The sequence below is a fragment of the Entomomonas moraniae genome, from assembly GCF_003991975.1.
GTDB classification, from domain to species: Bacteria; Pseudomonadota; Gammaproteobacteria; order Pseudomonadales; family Pseudomonadaceae; genus Entomomonas; species Entomomonas moraniae.
Map to the genome: position 1 here is coordinate 1,531,339 of NZ_CP029822.1, position 16,285 is coordinate 1,547,623.

15 protein-coding genes are annotated in these 16,285 nt (G+C 37.5%); 7 read left to right on the forward strand and 8 right to left on the reverse strand.

Features of this window, described 5'->3' with window-relative positions; translation table 11 throughout:
- The first annotated feature begins 2 nt into the window (after window positions 1-2).
- On the forward strand, window positions 3-1,436 hold the full coding sequence (gene ntrC / locus DM558_RS07230) for a nitrogen regulation protein NR(I) (protein WP_127163070.1): 1,434 nt from the start codon (window positions 3-5) through the stop codon (window positions 1,434-1,436).
- 32 nt (window positions 1,437-1,468) lie between these two features.
- Here the strand turns inward: ntrC and DM558_RS07235 are convergent, their stop codons facing one another.
- Both DM558_RS07235 and DM558_RS07240 read right to left on the reverse strand, forming a co-directional pair.
- Window positions 1,469-2,434 carry an AEC family transporter gene (locus tag DM558_RS07235; protein WP_127163072.1) on the reverse strand — a complete coding sequence of 322 codons (966 nt, stop codon included), beginning with the start codon at window positions 2,432-2,434 and terminating at the stop codon, window positions 1,469-1,471.
- Between the two features lie 21 nt (window positions 2,435-2,455).
- Window positions 2,456-3,628 (reverse strand): MFS transporter, encoded by a 1,173-nt coding sequence (locus DM558_RS07240; RefSeq protein ID WP_127163074.1) that lies wholly within the window; start codon window positions 3,626-3,628, stop codon window positions 2,456-2,458.
- A gap of 401 nt (window positions 3,629-4,029) precedes the next feature.
- Between DM558_RS07240 and DM558_RS07245 the strand changes: the two genes are divergently transcribed.
- The 3 genes from DM558_RS07245 (at window position 4,030) to DM558_RS07255 (ending at window position 6,057) form a co-directional block, all read left to right on the forward strand.
- The gene (locus DM558_RS07245; protein WP_127163076.1) at window positions 4,030-4,335 is read left to right on the forward strand and encodes an HU family DNA-binding protein; all 306 of its coding nucleotides are present in this window, start codon (window positions 4,030-4,032) and stop codon (window positions 4,333-4,335) included.
- 165 nt (window positions 4,336-4,500) lie between these two features.
- A complete protein-coding gene (locus DM558_RS07250; RefSeq protein WP_127163078.1) occupies window positions 4,501-5,577 on the forward strand; it encodes a hypothetical protein in 1,077 nt (358 codons plus the stop codon).
- Window positions 5,578-5,655: 78 nt separating this feature from the next.
- Window positions 5,656-6,057: a hypothetical protein gene (locus DM558_RS07255; protein WP_127163080.1), complete on the forward strand. Its 402-nt coding sequence runs from the start codon at window positions 5,656-5,658 to the stop codon at window positions 6,055-6,057.
- 53 nt (window positions 6,058-6,110) lie between these two features.
- Here the strand turns inward: DM558_RS07255 and dapD are convergent, their stop codons facing one another.
- The 4 genes from dapD to DM558_RS07275 all read right to left on the reverse strand — a co-directional run bounded on the left by dapD (window position 6,111) and on the right by DM558_RS07275 (window position 10,557).
- Window positions 6,111-7,145, reverse strand: a complete 1,035-nt coding sequence (gene dapD, locus DM558_RS07260) for a 2,3,4,5-tetrahydropyridine-2,6-dicarboxylate N-succinyltransferase (protein ID WP_127163082.1) — start codon at window positions 7,143-7,145, stop codon at window positions 6,111-6,113.
- A gap of 33 nt (window positions 7,146-7,178) precedes the next feature.
- On the reverse strand, window positions 7,179-7,544 hold the full coding sequence (locus tag DM558_RS07265) for an ArsC family reductase (RefSeq protein ID WP_127163084.1): 366 nt from the start codon (window positions 7,542-7,544) through the stop codon (window positions 7,179-7,181).
- 149 nt (window positions 7,545-7,693) lie between these two features.
- Window positions 7,694-8,644 carry an adenosine deaminase gene (locus DM558_RS07270; protein ID WP_127163086.1) on the reverse strand — a complete coding sequence of 317 codons (951 nt, stop codon included), beginning with the start codon at window positions 8,642-8,644 and terminating at the stop codon, window positions 7,694-7,696.
- Window positions 8,645-8,646: 2 nt separating this feature from the next.
- Entirely contained in the window at window positions 8,647-10,557 is a 1,911-nt protein-coding gene (locus DM558_RS07275; protein WP_127164835.1) for a potassium transporter Kup, read from the reverse strand.
- A gap of 362 nt (window positions 10,558-10,919) precedes the next feature.
- Between DM558_RS07275 and DM558_RS07280 the strand changes: the two genes are divergently transcribed.
- Both DM558_RS07280 and nudC read left to right on the forward strand, forming a co-directional pair.
- The gene (locus DM558_RS07280; protein WP_127163087.1) at window positions 10,920-13,193 is read left to right on the forward strand and encodes a hypothetical protein; all 2,274 of its coding nucleotides are present in this window, start codon (window positions 10,920-10,922) and stop codon (window positions 13,191-13,193) included.
- Window positions 13,178-14,014 (forward strand): NAD(+) diphosphatase, encoded by an 837-nt coding sequence (gene nudC / locus DM558_RS07285; protein WP_127163089.1) that lies wholly within the window; start codon window positions 13,178-13,180, stop codon window positions 14,012-14,014. Before DM558_RS07280 ends, nudC begins: the two co-directional genes overlap by 16 nt.
- Here the strand turns inward: nudC and DM558_RS07290 are convergent.
- On the reverse strand, window positions 13,982-14,758 hold the full coding sequence (locus tag DM558_RS07290) for a TSUP family transporter (RefSeq protein ID WP_127163091.1): 777 nt from the start codon (window positions 14,756-14,758) through the stop codon (window positions 13,982-13,984). The two genes, nudC and DM558_RS07290, sit on opposite strands and share 33 nt — an antisense overlap.
- Before the next feature lie 16 nt (window positions 14,759-14,774).
- Window positions 14,775-15,086 carry an SCP2 sterol-binding domain-containing protein gene (locus DM558_RS07295; RefSeq protein WP_127163093.1) on the reverse strand — a complete coding sequence of 104 codons (312 nt, stop codon included), beginning with the start codon at window positions 15,084-15,086 and terminating at the stop codon, window positions 14,775-14,777.
- A gap of 166 nt (window positions 15,087-15,252) precedes the next feature.
- Between DM558_RS07295 and sohB the strand changes: the two genes are divergently transcribed.
- Window positions 15,253-16,281, forward strand: coding sequence for a protease SohB (sohB, locus tag DM558_RS07300; RefSeq protein WP_127163095.1), 1,029 nt, complete (start codon window positions 15,253-15,255; stop codon window positions 16,279-16,281).
- Window positions 16,282-16,285 lie beyond the last annotated feature (4 nt).

Here is a 16,285-nt window from a genome sequence, read left to right on the forward strand (position 1 = left end):
TAATGACAAATCGCTTAGAACACGTTTGGATTGTTGATGATGATAAATCAATCCGTTGGGTTTTAGAAAAAGCATTACAACAAGCCCAAATGCAGACCAAAACCTTTGAAAGAGCTGATGCTTTATTGCAAGCATTACAAGATAACCAGCCTGATGTAATTATTTCAGATATTCGGATACCAGGAACAACAGGACTAGATTTATTAAGTCATATCAAAAATAATTTCCCTAAAATTCCTGTCATTATTATTACGGCACATTCCGACTTAGACAGCGCTGTAACCTCCTATCAAAGTGGAGCATTTGAATACCTACCAAAACCCTTTGATATTGATGAAGCCATCTCTCTCGTCAAGCGTGCTTATATTCATAGCCAAGAATTGAATCAGACACAAACAACGACTCCACCTCCCTCCTCCGTCTCAGAAATCATCGGCGAAGCTCCCGCCATGCAAGAAGTTTTTCGAGCCATCGGACGACTTAGTCAATCCAATATCACTGTTTTAATTAATGGTGCCTCAGGAACGGGGAAAGAACTAGTCGCCCATGCACTACATAAACACAGCCCTCGTAGTCGAGCCCCTTTTATTGCTTTAAATATGGCGGCTATCCCCAAAGACCTTATGGAGTCAGAACTTTTTGGCCATGAAAAGGGAGCTTTCACAGGTGCCACGACTTTACGCCAAGGGCGTTTTGAGCAAGCGAATGGTGGCACATTATTTCTTGATGAAATAGGTGATATGCCTGCTGATACACAAACACGCTTATTGCGTGTTCTCGCTGACGGGGAATTCTACCGTGTTGGTGGGCATACGCCTATTAAAGTGGATGTCCGAATCATTGCGGCTACCCATCAAAATATCGAACAACGAGTAAAAGAAGGCTTATTTCGAGAAGATTTATTTCATCGCCTTAACGTGATTCGTATCCAGATTCCCAAACTTTCCGAGCGTCGTGAAGATATTCCTAGTTTAGCTAAGCACTTCTTACAACAAACTGCAAAAGATCTTGCCGTTGAACCGAAACTTTTAAAACCAGCAACAGAAGAATACTTAAAAAATCTGCCTTGGCCAGGTAACGTACGGCAACTAGAAAATATTTGCCGTTGGATAACCGTGATGGCATCAGGACGCGATGTACATATCGATGATCTTCCCCATGAAATAACAAGTCAAACTACTGAAACTACTAAAAGCACAAATTGGCAAACACAACTAAAAACATGGGTTGAACAATCCCTTGAGGAGGGAAAAACCAATCTACTCGCCGAAGCCTTACCTATCTTTGAAACAATCATGATAGAAGCTACTCTAAAACATACGGCTGGGAGACGACGTGAAGCTTCCGAACTACTAGGCTGGGGAAGGAATACACTGACGCGAAAAATCAAAGAGCTTGATCTTGAGAAAAGCATTAAGATCGACACACTTGACTAGCATCTTAAAAAAAGAGAGGAAAAATCCTCTCTTTAGGTCAATAATGTTACCAATGCGGTCACTGTAATAAGCATACCAACGGTTGATACAGCTAAAATTGATGAAGCTTGCTGTTGATACTTCTGATAACGTGTTGCTAACAACACAATCATAGGGCCTGAAGGTAATGCAGCCAATAATAGTCCCTCATTGAAAACAATAGAACCTTTGGTCATATGAAAAATAAAAGCCACGCCTAAAAATAATAACGGTAAGCCAATATTTTTTAGCATCGCAATTAACAGGACTTCGCCAGTGAATTTAAACTTATTAGCAGCAATGGTCATCCCTGCAACAAAGACAGCTAGTCCCGCGGTTGCTTTACCGATCAACTCTAACGAGTGAAGTACTACCGCTGGCATTGGAATATTTAAAAATACAAGGATAAACGCTAATAAAGGCGCCCATACAAAAGGTGTTTTGAAAATAGCTTGATAAATAGATTCGCCTAATAACTTACCTATTGTATAACGCTGACCAGAGTTTTCACCTAAATTAATTTTAATAATAATAGTTGCTAGCGGAACGAGAAATACGTTAATAACAACGGATATGATACTTACTGCAACACCACTTTCAACCCCATAAAGTGCACCTAAAAGTGCAGGGCCATAAAAAGGCCCAGCAGAGAAGCTGACGGCGAGACCCGCAATAGCAGATTCAATCACAGAACGCTTAAACAGCAATTTAGTCAAAAAGAAACCAAATGCAAAAGCGAGTAATAAGCAAACCAATAAAGCAAAGAACAAGGGTAGTTCTTCCAGTAACTTCGCCCTTGAAACAGTTACCGTACCTACAAAAAGTGCTGGAGGTAAAGCAAAATTCAACACTAACTCGTTTATCGTGTGAATAGGATTTCCCTCTGTGCCAAAAAAGCGCTTTTTTCCTGCCCAAAAACCAAAAGCTAATACAAAAATAATAGGGATAACAACACCCGCTGACTGAAAAATATGACCCATACTCACTTACCTCCAGATAAACTACGGCTTACTATGACCAACTAATAAAGCAACAGCAATACTTGAAACCAATAAAGCAATAAATGATAAATGTAAGCCTACAATATGAGCTAAAAAGCCTATCATCGGTGGGCCAAACAACATCATGACATAACCCATCATCGCCACTGACGCAATAGCCGCTGAAGAAGTTACCCCTTTAGGCTTAACTCTATCAGACAACGTCAGTAAACAAGGAAAAATAATTGAGATACCTATACCTGCAAACGTAAAACCAATAATAGCCACGACAGGTGAATGGCTAAACAATGCGATTAACAAGCCTAGCGCAGAACAAAGGCCACCTAGCTGAATCGCTTTAATACGACCAATATAATCAACCCAGCGATCACCGAATAATCGACCAAGCGCCATGGTTCCTGTAAAAAAAGCCAAGCCCAAAGCAGCTACTGATTCAGTCGCTTTCATATTTTCTAAGAATAAGGCTGACCAATCGGCCATCGCCCCCTCGACAAATACAGCAGCGGCAGCAACAAAGCCTAAGACCCACAACTTCCCTTTGGGAACAACAAACAGCGGTGTTTTTACTTCTTCTACATCAACAGGCAAACTATCAATATTTTTTAATAAATGTTGTTGGTTAAACAAGACGCCCACAATAAGGAATAAAGAAACAATCAATAAATGATGCCCCGGAATCATATGGTACCTAGCAACAAAACCTCCAAACAAAGCACCTAGCATAGCACCTACACTAAAAACACCATGAAAGGAAGACATAATAGATCGTTGGTATAACTTTTCTAACGCAGCGGCTTGGTCGTTCATTGAAATATCAATTAATCCCATCCCTAAGCCAAACATAATAAATGCACCAGCAAGAAAAATAACACTCGGGGCAAAGCCAATTAAAGAAATAGCAATCAAGACAAGGTATGCAGCAACAGGGGTTATCCGATGGCTACCAAAGCGACTGATCAAGAAACTTGACATCAAAGTAGCCATAAAGGAACTAAAAACGGGGCAAAGTAGTAAAAACCCCCAATCTATTTTCGTCAGCTGTAATTTCTCTTGAATAAAAGGAGTGCGAACAGCCCAACTACTAAAACTTAATCCTGCCAAACCAAAAAAAAACGCAATGGATAGACGTAACCTTTTTAAATTATCGCCTACCTGAGAAATAGTTGAATTCATAAATATTACATATAATTAACAAACTAGTGCCTATTGTACTAAAAATTCAATTGTGATGTGTGTTTTTGATTTCTACCATCAGTACTATTCAACATACATTACATGATTACTTATTCTGTATAAGCTAGTCATTAGTAAAAAATATACCAGATAACTTTTTATACCGATAAGCTTTAAAAGTATTGATCTTTATCATTTTGAGCTCTATTGTAAGCTTATATTCAGTTTAACTTTGTTATTTTTTAAAAAAAACCTTGAAAATGTGCTACAAAGTTATAAAATCACAGCCTATGTATATAATAAGTATTGATTATCCAGTGTAGTTAGGGTAATTTTGTCTATACTCTGTCATTAGGGTATTTTTTTGCTTTAAACTTTTCCCATTATTAAGGAATATATGTATGAACAAAGCTGAACTTGTAAATGCGATTGCTAGCAAAGCTGAAATCACTCAAACAGAAGCTAATAAAGTATTAAACGCTTTATTAGAAACTGTTACGGAAACATTAAAAAAAGAAGAGTCAATTGTATTAGTTGGCTTTGGTACTTTTGAAGTTAAAGCACGTGCTGCACGTGTTGCTAGAAACCTAAGAACTGGCGAACCAATGAACATTCCTGCTAAGAAAGTTCCTAGTTTCAGAGCAGGTAAAGGCTTAAAAGAAGCTGTTAATCAAGCTAAAAAACCAGCTAAAAAAGCTAAAAAATAATTGAGACCAATTATTTTTACCCTAGAAAAGCAGATAACCTTGACTTATCTGCTTTTTTTATAATAACAAAAAACTTGAAAATATTCACAATACCATTAATTAGATTTAATCTTTGCATTAGCTTATGATTATAATGAGCCCACTGATCTGCTTTTAGGATGAAAAATGACTTTTCGCTTTAAATTTTCCATAGCTATCATATTTGCTAGCCATATAGCGATAACATCAGCTAATACAACTGCTCCGATTGACTTAACCAATCCTGTAGAAGAAATTAAAAAACAACTACCACAAGAACTTGCAGAGGGTGTACTCCTCACAGATATTAACTATAATCTTAAAAAACAAACCTTAATTTATAGTGCGACAGTCTTAGATACCAAGCCAGATCAGATCAATCAAGAAAATATTGTTAATAAAGTTTGTTATACTCCTCTGCTACGTGATGCCATAAAAAGAGAAGTTACTGTAAGCTTTTTCTTTTATGACGAAACCAAAACCCCTTTAAAGCATGTCGTTATCACAGAGGCACTTTGCCAGAGCAACTTCAAAGCATTTGAACGTGCCCTAACCGAGAATCTTAAAAAAACCAACACAACGATGCTTCCTATGCAGATCAACGATCAACTCATACTCTTTAGTTTGAATTATCAATCTGCACAAAAGACCATTGTTGCTGATTTAAAAGCAGCTAATAATAAAGTAGATGTAGCAAACTTTGACAAAGCAAAAAGTGTAAAAATAGCATGTACAGATGATTACTTGTCACTGTTTGCAGCACGTAATCTCAACTATATTTTTAACTATTACGATGAAAGCGGTAACAAACTTGTTAAAACAGTCAATGTCAGTGCTAATGATTGCCAGTCTAATGCACCAATACTAACTAATGCATTAGACCAAAAGCTAACAGAAGATGCTCAAAAGATGAAAAGTAATTTAAAAGCCTTGAGCTCTAATCAAATTGAATTGATTGATGTGGGGTATGATAGCCTAAAACGTATCATTTGGAATAAGGCCATTATAAAAGATGTAACCATCACTAAAGATAAAATCAACGCACAAGCGACGATCGCATCTCTTTGTACGTTAGATTCTACACGTCAGATTATCAATCAAGGTATTACATACAGTTATAGTTACTACAATACTAACAAAGAACCAATGATTAACTTCTTCGTAGATACCAGCGTTTGTAAACACTATAATAAAGAGAACAACATCTTACTTCAAAAACATTAGTAACGCTTACGATCATAGCTGATCACAGATACTAACTAACACATACACCATTTATTAACCGCCGAACGAGCTGAAACCATGGCCGAATTTGCAGATATATTTATAGCAAAAAACTCAGACGAAGCAATTAACTACCAGATATTAGAACCTAACCGCCCACATATCGGTATTAATGGCTTAACTGATTACGAGATCAGTGCCCTTTGGGCAAGCTTGGAGCATAGCCATATTAAAGCTAAGCACGAACTTATCTACATAGACACAGAGAGCGACGCGGTGCTTTATCAGCTTCCAGAAGACTTTACTATCGCACTGGCAAATTTACCAGAAGATGATTTTATTTCGGTGGCTATTGTATGGGCTGAATACGAAGAAATACATTGGTCTCGCGAAAAAGCAATGGACAAAATAAAAGAAATCAAAGATCTAGCGCAGAAAGCTCAACAAACACAACAGCAGCTTTATTTTATTCTTATCTAACGATATCGACAAAAAGCATAAAAAATCCCCTACTGGGGATTTTTTATTTAACATTAATTATGGCTATGCAGCTCATTATTTAATGATACTTTTTGATTTTGAAGCTTACACTCAACACGACCAGACTCAGAGTTACGACGGAATAACAAATCATCTTGCCCTGCTAACTCACCCGCTTTAACAATATTAATGACGGTACCAATACCTGAAAGTACAGCAACTTTTGTTCCTGCCGTAATGTATAAGCCTGCTTCAATAGTACAATTATCACCTAAAGGTATTCCCGTTCCAGCATTGGCGCCAATTAAGCAGTTTTTACCTACTTTAATTACAATATTACCGCCGCCAGACAACGTACCCATAGTAGAACAACCACCGCCTAAATCACTTCCGGCCTCAACGAATACACCTGCTGAAATACGCCCTTCAACCATGTTAGGGCCTTCTGTTCCGGCATTAAAATTAACAAAACCTTCATGCATCACAGTCGTACCTTCACCAAGGTAAGCCCCTAAACGAACACGTGTCGTATCGGCAATACGAACCCCAGTAGGTACAATATAGTCAACCATACGTGGGAACTTATCAACAGAGATGACTTCTAGCGAACGTCCTTTAATACGCTCTTCTAGTTGGCGCTCAGCAAGCTCTGTTACATCGATAGCCCCAAGATTAGTCCATGCCACATTAGGTAATACACTAAAAACACCTGTTAAATTAGTCCCATGAGGTTTAACTAAACGATGTGATAAAAGATGTAGCTTTAAATAAGCCTCAGGCACTGATTTAGGTGCTGAATCTTCTGCTAATAATACTGCAACAATGGGACGGCTACTTTCGGCTAAACGTGTTAATAAATTAGCTTGTTTCTCGTCAACAGCTTTTAGCTCTGCGGCTATCTCTGCTGCCTGAGTAATCGTCATGTTGATAACTTCATTACCACCTTGATAACCAACAATAGGCGCAACGATATCTGTTAAATCTTTACTAGGATTTAACAATGGTTGAGCATAATAAACCTCTAACCATACTTCTTTACGATTTTGTGTACCAACCCCAAATGCCATACTAAATAACGTTTTTGACATAAATTCCCCTTTATCTTTTGATCTTCTTTATTCTTAAACCAATACCTGATCATATTCCTCAGGCTTAAATCCTAATACCGTTTTATTACCTAAATCTAAAACAGGACGCTTAATCATCGAAGGCTGAGCAATCATTAACGCAATTGCCTTTTCCTCTGTTAACTCTTGCTTGTGTTCATCGGGTAATTTTTTAAACGTCGTCCCTGCTTTATTTAACACATTTTCCCATCCGTGCTCTTGACACCAAGCTTGTAAATGGGCCTGATCAATACCCTGCTTCTTATAATCATGAAACTGGTAAACTATCTGGCGCTCATCCAAATAAGTCAATGCTTTTTTCATGGTATTGCAATTTTTTATACCATAAATAGTAATTACCGTCTCTTTTTTAGATGTCATGTCTATCCAACCTGAATTTAGTAACTGCTATAAGATAGCATAAAACATGCCGTTTTAAGTGTTTTCTTTATTATTTTTTAATAACACTTATAAGCTTAAGGTAATCAAGACGAACTAAGCAATAACTAATTTAGCTCGTCCTTCTAATGTTATTTCACCAGACGTGCTTCAAAGCTATTTTTTATTAATTTTTCTGCTTGCTGTTGTGTCATCTTGAGATGGTTAAACATAGACTGGAAGTTTTCATTCACATACCCACCAAAGTAAGCAGGATCATCTGAATTTACTGTTACTTTCACACCACGATCAAGCATATCAAGAATGTTGTGTTGCTTCATCTCATCAAAAACACACAGTTTAATATTGGATAGAGGGCAAACAGTAAGAGGAATTTGCTCATCAATCAAACGTTGCATTAAACGTTCATCCTCAATAGCACGCACACCATGATCAATCCGCACTACTTTTAATAAATCCAATGCTTCCCAAATATACTCAGGTGGACCTTCTTCCCCCGCATGGGCAACAGCTAATAACCCTTCACTACGGGCCTTAGCAAAGACTTGCTCAAATTTACGAGGAGGATGCCCTACTTCGGAACTATCTAAACCCACTGCAATAAAATGGTCTTGATAAGGAAGCGCTTCTTCTAACGTTTTAAAAGCTGCCTCTTCAGACAAATGACGTAAGAAAGATAAAATCAAACCACTTGTAATCCCAAATTGGTGTTCAGCCTCTTTTAGCGCTGCATTTATACCGTTAATTACCACCTCAAAAGACACACCACGATCAGTGTGTGTTTGTGGATCAAAGAAAGGCTCTACATGGGTAATACATTGTTCTTTACATTTTTGCAAATACGCCCAAGTTAAATCATAAAAATCTTGTTCAGTTCTTAATACATCAGCCCCCTGATAATACAAATCAAGAAATTCTTGTAAGTTACTAAAATCATAAGCTTTTCGTAAACTTTCCACATCACACCATGGCAAAGCGATACCATTGCGCTGTGCTAAATTAAATAATAACTCGGGCTCTAATGAACCTTCAATATGTAGATGCAACTCTGCTTTGGGTGTTGTATTTAGCCATTCTTTCATGGTCATATTTCCACTTGTGTTCCTAGTTCAATCACACGGTTCATTGGTAAGTTAAAATAACGTAAACTCGCGCTTGCATTCTTCATCATAAAGGAAAATATTGCCTGACGCCAACGAGCCATCCCCATTTTAGATGGAATAATGGTTTCTCTTGTTAAATAATACGTCGTTGTCATATTACTAAAATCTAGCTCATTTAAATGACAAAGCTGCTGTAAAGCCTTTGGAATATCAGGATCATCCATAAAACCGTAATGTAAGACGACACGGTAGAAACCTTCACCAAAGAGTTCAACCTCAAATCGTCTTTCTGGATGCACACGAGGAAAATTATCAACCACTACGGTTAATAAAACCACTTTTTCGTGTAAGACTTGGTTATGTAATAAATTTAATAACAAAGAATTAGGTACAACATCTAAACGTGATGTTAAGAAAACACCTGTTCCCTTAATACGATAAGGAGGGGCAAGACGAATACTGGAAATAAAACTAGGCAATGGCAAACTATTTTCTTCTAAACTCTTAGTTAACAATTCACGACCTTTACTCCACGTACTCATCACAATAAATAAGACAGCGCCTACGATAATAGGAAACTCTCCACCATGTAAGACTTTGGGTAAATTGGCTGCCAAATACAAAGAGTCAACCATAAAGAAAGATAATAAGAGAGGAACAGCACACCAAAGCGGCCATTTCCATAAGAAAATCACTACCACAGAAACTAACAATGTAGTAATCAACATGGTACCTGTTACTGCGATACCATAAGCAGACGCCAATGCAGATGAAGAACCAAAACCGATAATCAATAACACCACGCCTACCATTAATGACCAATTAATAAAAGGAATATAAATTTGGCCTTTTTCATCACTTGATGTGTGTTTAATCAACATATTGGGTAGATAACCCAATTGAATCGCTTGCTGAGTCAACGAATAAGCACCCGAAATAACTGCTTGTGAGGCAATAATGGTTGCTAATGTAGCTAAAATAATTAAAGGTATTAGAGCCCAATGAGGCGCTAATAAAAAGAATGGATTATGCACATTAGCAGGATGTAATAAAATCATTGCTCCTTGGCCAAAATAATTAAGTACTAGTGCAGGGAAAACAAAAAAGAACCAAGCACGAGAAATAGGCGCGCGTCCAAAATGCCCCATATCAGCATACAATGCTTCTGCTCCTGTTAATGCAAGAACTACAGCACCTAAAATCAGCATACCCAATGCTTTATGCATATACACAAACTCAAAAGCACATAAGGGATTTAAAGCTTTTAATACTTCAGGATTACTCACAATGCCATAACCACCTAATAATGCAAGAACGGCAAACCACAACATCATGACAGGGCCAAATAATTTACCAATACTTGCTGTGCCAAAGCGTTGAAAGGCAAAAAGAACAATCAAAATAACAACTGCCATAGGCACAATAAAAGCATCAATCTCACTTAAAAAAGGAATTAGCCTAATACCTTCCACAGCAGACAACACAGAAACAGAGGGTGTAATCATGCTATCGCCATAAAAAAGCCCTGCTCCAAACAACCCTAACAAAATAATGACTTTGCGTAGGTTAGGGTAGTTTTCTGTGGCACGTTGAGCCAAGGCGATAAGTGACATTGTCCCTCCCTCGCCTTCGTTATCCGCTCTTAAAATAAAGATGACATATTTAATGGATACCACCCAAACCAATGACCAAAAAATAAGTGATAAGATACCTAATACCGCTGGTTGAGTAACCGCCATCCCACTTAAATGAAAAACTTCTTTTAATGTATAAAGTGGGCTAGTGCCGATATCGCCATAGACAACGCCCATAGCACCTATTAGTAACGCCATCGTTACTTTTTTTGACTTAGCCTTTTCCTTGCTTAAAGGTTCTTTTGCTTTAGTGGGCATACTTATCGCCATAACAACTCTCTTAATTTAACACTCTTTAACATAAAAATAGATGGCAAATTATACACCTCCTACTACAAATAGTTATCTTTTTAATAGCGACACCCGCTTGTAATAGGTAAAAACTAACAAAATTAAATAGTTATTTAACTAATTTTTATTATATACTGTCATTACTTTAATACATGCTAATCAATAAGAATTGTTTAGCATATTTTATTGTTTGCGCTAGCAAGCTATAATGGTCTGAGTATTATTTTAAATAATGGGTTAAGGAAATTTAGTCCCGATAGAGATTTTACCAACGAATATTTTCTTCAATGATAAAGCCATCTATACATAAACGATCTAGGCAATGATAAATGAATAATATAGCAACTCCCACATTAACAGCACCAAAACAAATGAAAACTATCATCACTCTCTTTAATCTGGTAAAGAGTGAATTATTCATTACGTTAGACCATGCGGAGCGTTGTTTAGAAATGTTCATTTCTGAACGTCAAAGTAATGCCTCTTTACAGCAGTTTACTCAAGCACTTCAGCAAATTCGTGGGTCACTTGCGTTGATTGAAATTAAAGGTGCAATGCTATTAACTGATTTAATGTTAGAACGTACAGCCGATATCGCTGAAGATATAGAAAAAAATAGTGATGATCTTTTAAGTCTACTTAGTACTTCTATTTTTAAACTACGTCGTTACTTAGAAAATATCGAAAATTATCCAGACCTACTTTCTCAATTATTAATACCTACAATTAACGATTTAAGAGCAACCAAAAAGCTTCCACCGTTGCCTATTAGTTTTTTTGCAGATATCAAACTTTCATATCCTCCTCTGGCTGTTCCCATACCCAAAGCGGTTGATAATGAAGCATTTGGACGTTTACGCCAAATGTACCAAATAGGGTTACTCGGACTTATTAAAGAGGAAAATAAAGAAGCCAGTTTACGCATGATGTCACGTGCGGTTGATAGATTGCAAACCGTTATCAATCAAGAGCAAGGCGTTCGTCTTTGTATCATTGCTGCTGCTGCAATAGAAGCTTTTAATGACTCCAACATGACACCTTATCCTCTACGCAAAAGAGTTTTCAGACAAATCGACCAGCAACTACGCGATATCCAAATTGATCATACACCTTGTAATGAAACATTACTAAAAGACTTACTGTACCTTGTACTGCTCGATAATGTATTAGGAACAAAAGCACTCACTGTATTTGCTGATTATAATTTATTACCATTATCGTATGATAATCGCGCACTAGAAACAGAAATCGCTAACCTTATAGGGCCAGGTCAAGATGCTATTTGTTCCTTCACTGCGGCTATCACTGAAGAGCTTAGACAAACCCAACAAACCATAGATAACTTTACGACTGAAGAGGCAGATCATACAGTCCTAATAGATCCGCTCTTAACGAATCTCAAAAAGCTATTGAAAACTCTTTCATTAGTTAATTTACATAAAGCTGAGGTAATGCTAAAAGAACAAATTGGCATCCTTGAGCAAAACAAAAATAAAGAAAGTTTAAGCCCTACAGTTTTGGACAATTTAGCAGATGTTATTTTGCATGTTGAGAGCATTGTATTACAGTATGAAACAAATGCTTCTTGTAGCCCAACAATACAAATTGTGCCTAATAATACAACGCAACCCACAGCTAACCTTTATTTAAAACAAGGGCGTGAACTTGCGGTAAAAGAAACATTATCATCCATCAGTACAGCCCAACTTAATATTACGGCTTATGTTGAATCTAAAGGTGATAAACAATTTTTAGAAAATATGCCGCAAATACTTGATGAAGTATATGGCTGTCTTTTATTTTTAAATCAGCCTCGAGCAGCACAAATCGTTCGTCAATGCAGTCTTTATATTAGCCAAGACATGCTTATTCAAGAGGTCTTACAAGACACAAGACAACTTGATAATTTAGCCGATATTTTGGCTAGTCTGGAGTTCTTTATTGAAACAGGCATGCCGCAAACTAATAATACCGAGAATGAAGTTCTTGATTTAGCTGAAGAGAGCCTTGCATCACTCAATGCTCCCCACTTTGAAGCCCCTATAGCACCGTCAACAACAGCTAAAGCTATAACACAGCCCTATCCTGCTTCATATCAAACAGAAAAAGATAACTTACTCTCTTCGCCAGAAGAAATACCTCTCACAAAAAAAGATAAACCCTTATTCTTTGAAGAAGAACCGTCTTCTACAAATGTAAATGAAGCCTTATCTTTTGAGAAAAAGCCCCTTTCTATAAAAACAGAAAGTCCATTATCTATGCAGTCCCCTGAATCAATAGAAATGGAAGCACCATTATTCCAAGAAGAACCAGCCAATGAAACAACCCCATCAAGTGCTGACAATAACGCGCTTGACTTCAAACTAGATAGCCTCTCCTCTTTTTCAATGCCTTCACCCGATGATATTTCTAAAGCAAAAAAAGAAGAGGAGCAAAAGCAACTGCAAGCACTAAAAGCCAAAAGTGTATTTGCTCTTGAGCCACTAGATGATAAGCAATCTAGTGCTGAAGATGGAGAGCAGCAAACGGCAGAAAAAACGCCTAAAAAAGATGATGACAGTGATATCACGTTTACAAGACCCGAAAAATGGACACTTTCATAAAAACTATCGTTCCACTACAGTTAACACACAAAAATTGGGGGTTGGTTTATGCCAACAACCAGTTTTTGTGTCAGCAACAACAGGTTATTTTCGATCTAGCGACTATTTGTAAACAACTTAAGACCTCTGATTACCAACTGATAAGCCTTGGCTTATGGAAAAGCAGACCCATTTATTTAGTGATACTAAAACAGCAGATAACAGTCCTCGACAATACCCAGTGGCTCTCACTGCGTCCCATTATGCTCCAAACTGATTTAGACACCTTTAAACTACTAGGTTATGCTGCTCAACTAGCTACGTGGATGATTGATTATAAATACTGCGGTCGTTGCTCAAAAAAAATGCAAGCCAATAGTCAACAACATGTCATGCAATGTAAACATTGCGGTTATCAGATTTATCCTCGCATAAACCCCAGTATGATTGTACTCATTACACGGGGAGATGAAATACTACTTGCCCGTTCACCTCGCTTTACTGTCAATATGTACAGTACATTAGCAGGTTTTGTTGAACCCTCAGAATCTGTTGAAGATTGTATTCATAGAGAAGTACAAGAAGAAGTAGGCATCACAGTAAAAAATCTACACTATATCGCCAGCCAGAACTGGCCGTATCCTAATGCTCTCATGCTAGGTTTTCATGCAGAGTATAATCACGGTGAAATAACGCCCCAACCTGAAGAGATTGAGGATGCTCGCTGGTTTTCTGTTCACGATCTTCCTGAACTCCCCCCCAAACAGGCTATATCTCGTTACCTTATCGATCTGTATGTAGCAAAAAGGCTAGCCACCCCCGAGCCAGTTTTTCCACACTAAACGAATAGTAATTGCCATGACCACACAAATAAAGATAGGCTTGATCAGCTTTGAACCGCCTTTAATAGCGCTATTAGCTCCTAAATAGGAGCCTATCATCAAAGCACATCCCATACAAAATCCCAGAGACCAAGCCACCTGCCCATAGCTAATAAACACAACCAATGCTACACCATTACTCACAAAATTCATGGTACGTGCAACGCCACTAGCTCTTAATAAATCAACAGGATACATCACTAACGTGCTGATCATCCAAAAAGCCCCCGTCCCAGGGCCAACCAGACCATCATAAACACCTAAGGTAAGCCCTTGTGGCCACTGTCTGCCCCGCTTAATAACCACATGATCTGGCATTTTTTTATCTGGTGTTTTAGAAAATAAAAAATAAATACCACACGCAAAGACAATCACTGGTAAAAATTTTTCTAAGAAACTTGCCGATAGAAAATGGGCAATGACTGCACCAATACCGGCTCCAATAGCAGTAGCTAATAGATTTGGCCACCATAATGAGGGAGAAAAGAGCTTCTGACGAATATAAGCAAAGCTAGCAATCGCTGAACCAAAAGTAGCACTGAGCTTGTTAGTGCCTAAAACCATGTGAGGAGGAACGCCAGCAGTCAACAGTGCAGGAACAGTAATTAAACCACCGCCACCAGCAATAGAATCAATAAAACCTGCCAAAAAGGCAACAGCAGAAAGGATCAATAATAGCTCAGGTGTTAATGAAAAAGTATCCAAAAGAGCCTCGTCTTAATTAGAAAGAAAATAGCTGACTTAACTGCATTGCCAACAAAGGGTTGCCTTGTATTTTTAACTTACCACTCATCAGAGCTGTCATCGCATTAAGTTCTTTATTTAACATCGCTTTAAAGTCTTCTTTAGCGACAGTCAGAGTAACATCTGCACGATCATCAACCCCTTCATTAATATCACAAGTACCGTCTTTAACATGCAGTGTATAATTTTGGTAATCATCGATCATAAACTGAAAAACTAAATCTTTCCCTTGAGCAGCCTCTGCATTAAACTTTGATTTTAAATGCTCAATCATCTCATTTGCACTCATGCAACAACTTCCTCTACTGATTATGGACAAATAAATTGGATGGTTAGTTTACATCAGATAATAATTTTTTCATTAAATTATCGTGCAAATAACAGAATTCTTTTATTAAAACCGTTACAATACTCGCCTAATTAAGTCTACTTTTAATAACCTTGGGGAATATACTGTGGTTTTTTTACTAGAATATGCTAGTTTTCTTTTAAAAACAGTTACGTTGGTCATAGCGATCATCGCTGTTTTAGCCTTTATTGTCAGTTTAAAAAGCCGTAAAAACGAAGCTCAAAAAGGCCATTTAAATATACAAGAAATGAATGAGCATTTTGAAAAACTTCATGATCAATTAGAAGAAGCTATTTTAGATAAAGATGCTTTAAAAAAACTAAAAAAACAAAGAGTAAAAGAAGACAAGGCCAATAAAAATAATGCTGAAGAACAAAAACAACGTGTCTTTGTATTAGATTTTATAGGTGATATCAAAGCCTCTGCTGTTGAAAATCTTCGTCAAGAAATCACTGCAATCCTAACCATAGCCACTCCAAATGACGAAGTAGTATTACGCCTTGAAAGCCCTGGAGGTATGGTTCATGGTTATGGGCTTGCTGCATCACAACTATCTAGAATACGAGAAGCTAACATTCCGTTAACTATTTGTGTGGATAAAGTAGCTGCAAGTGGTGGCTATATGATGGCTTGTATTGGTAACCGCATCCACGCAGCACCCTTTGCTATTTTAGGCTCTATTGGTGTCGTTGCTCAAATCCCTAATGCTCATCGCTTACTTAAAAAGCATGACATTGATTACGAAGTACTAACCGCAGGTGAATACAAACGTACCATGACCGTGTTTGGTGAGAATACTGACAAGGGGCGCGAAAAATTCAAAGAAGATCTAGAAATCACTCACAAACTTTTTAAGACATTTGTTTCTGATAACCGTCCACAGCTGGCCATCGATGAAATTGCTACAGGTGAAACATGGCTCGGGACAGATGCTTTAGAGAAGAAGCTAGTTGATAGTATTATCACCAGTGACCAGTATTTAATGAACAAGGCCAAAAAAGCCAATATTTACACTGTTCATTATGCAATTAAAAAGGGCTTACAAGAAAAAATCGGTTTAGGTGCAGCAACAACTGTAGACCACGTATTAACCAAAGCGTCAGATAATCTAAACCAACTCCGCTTTTGGCGTTAATCTC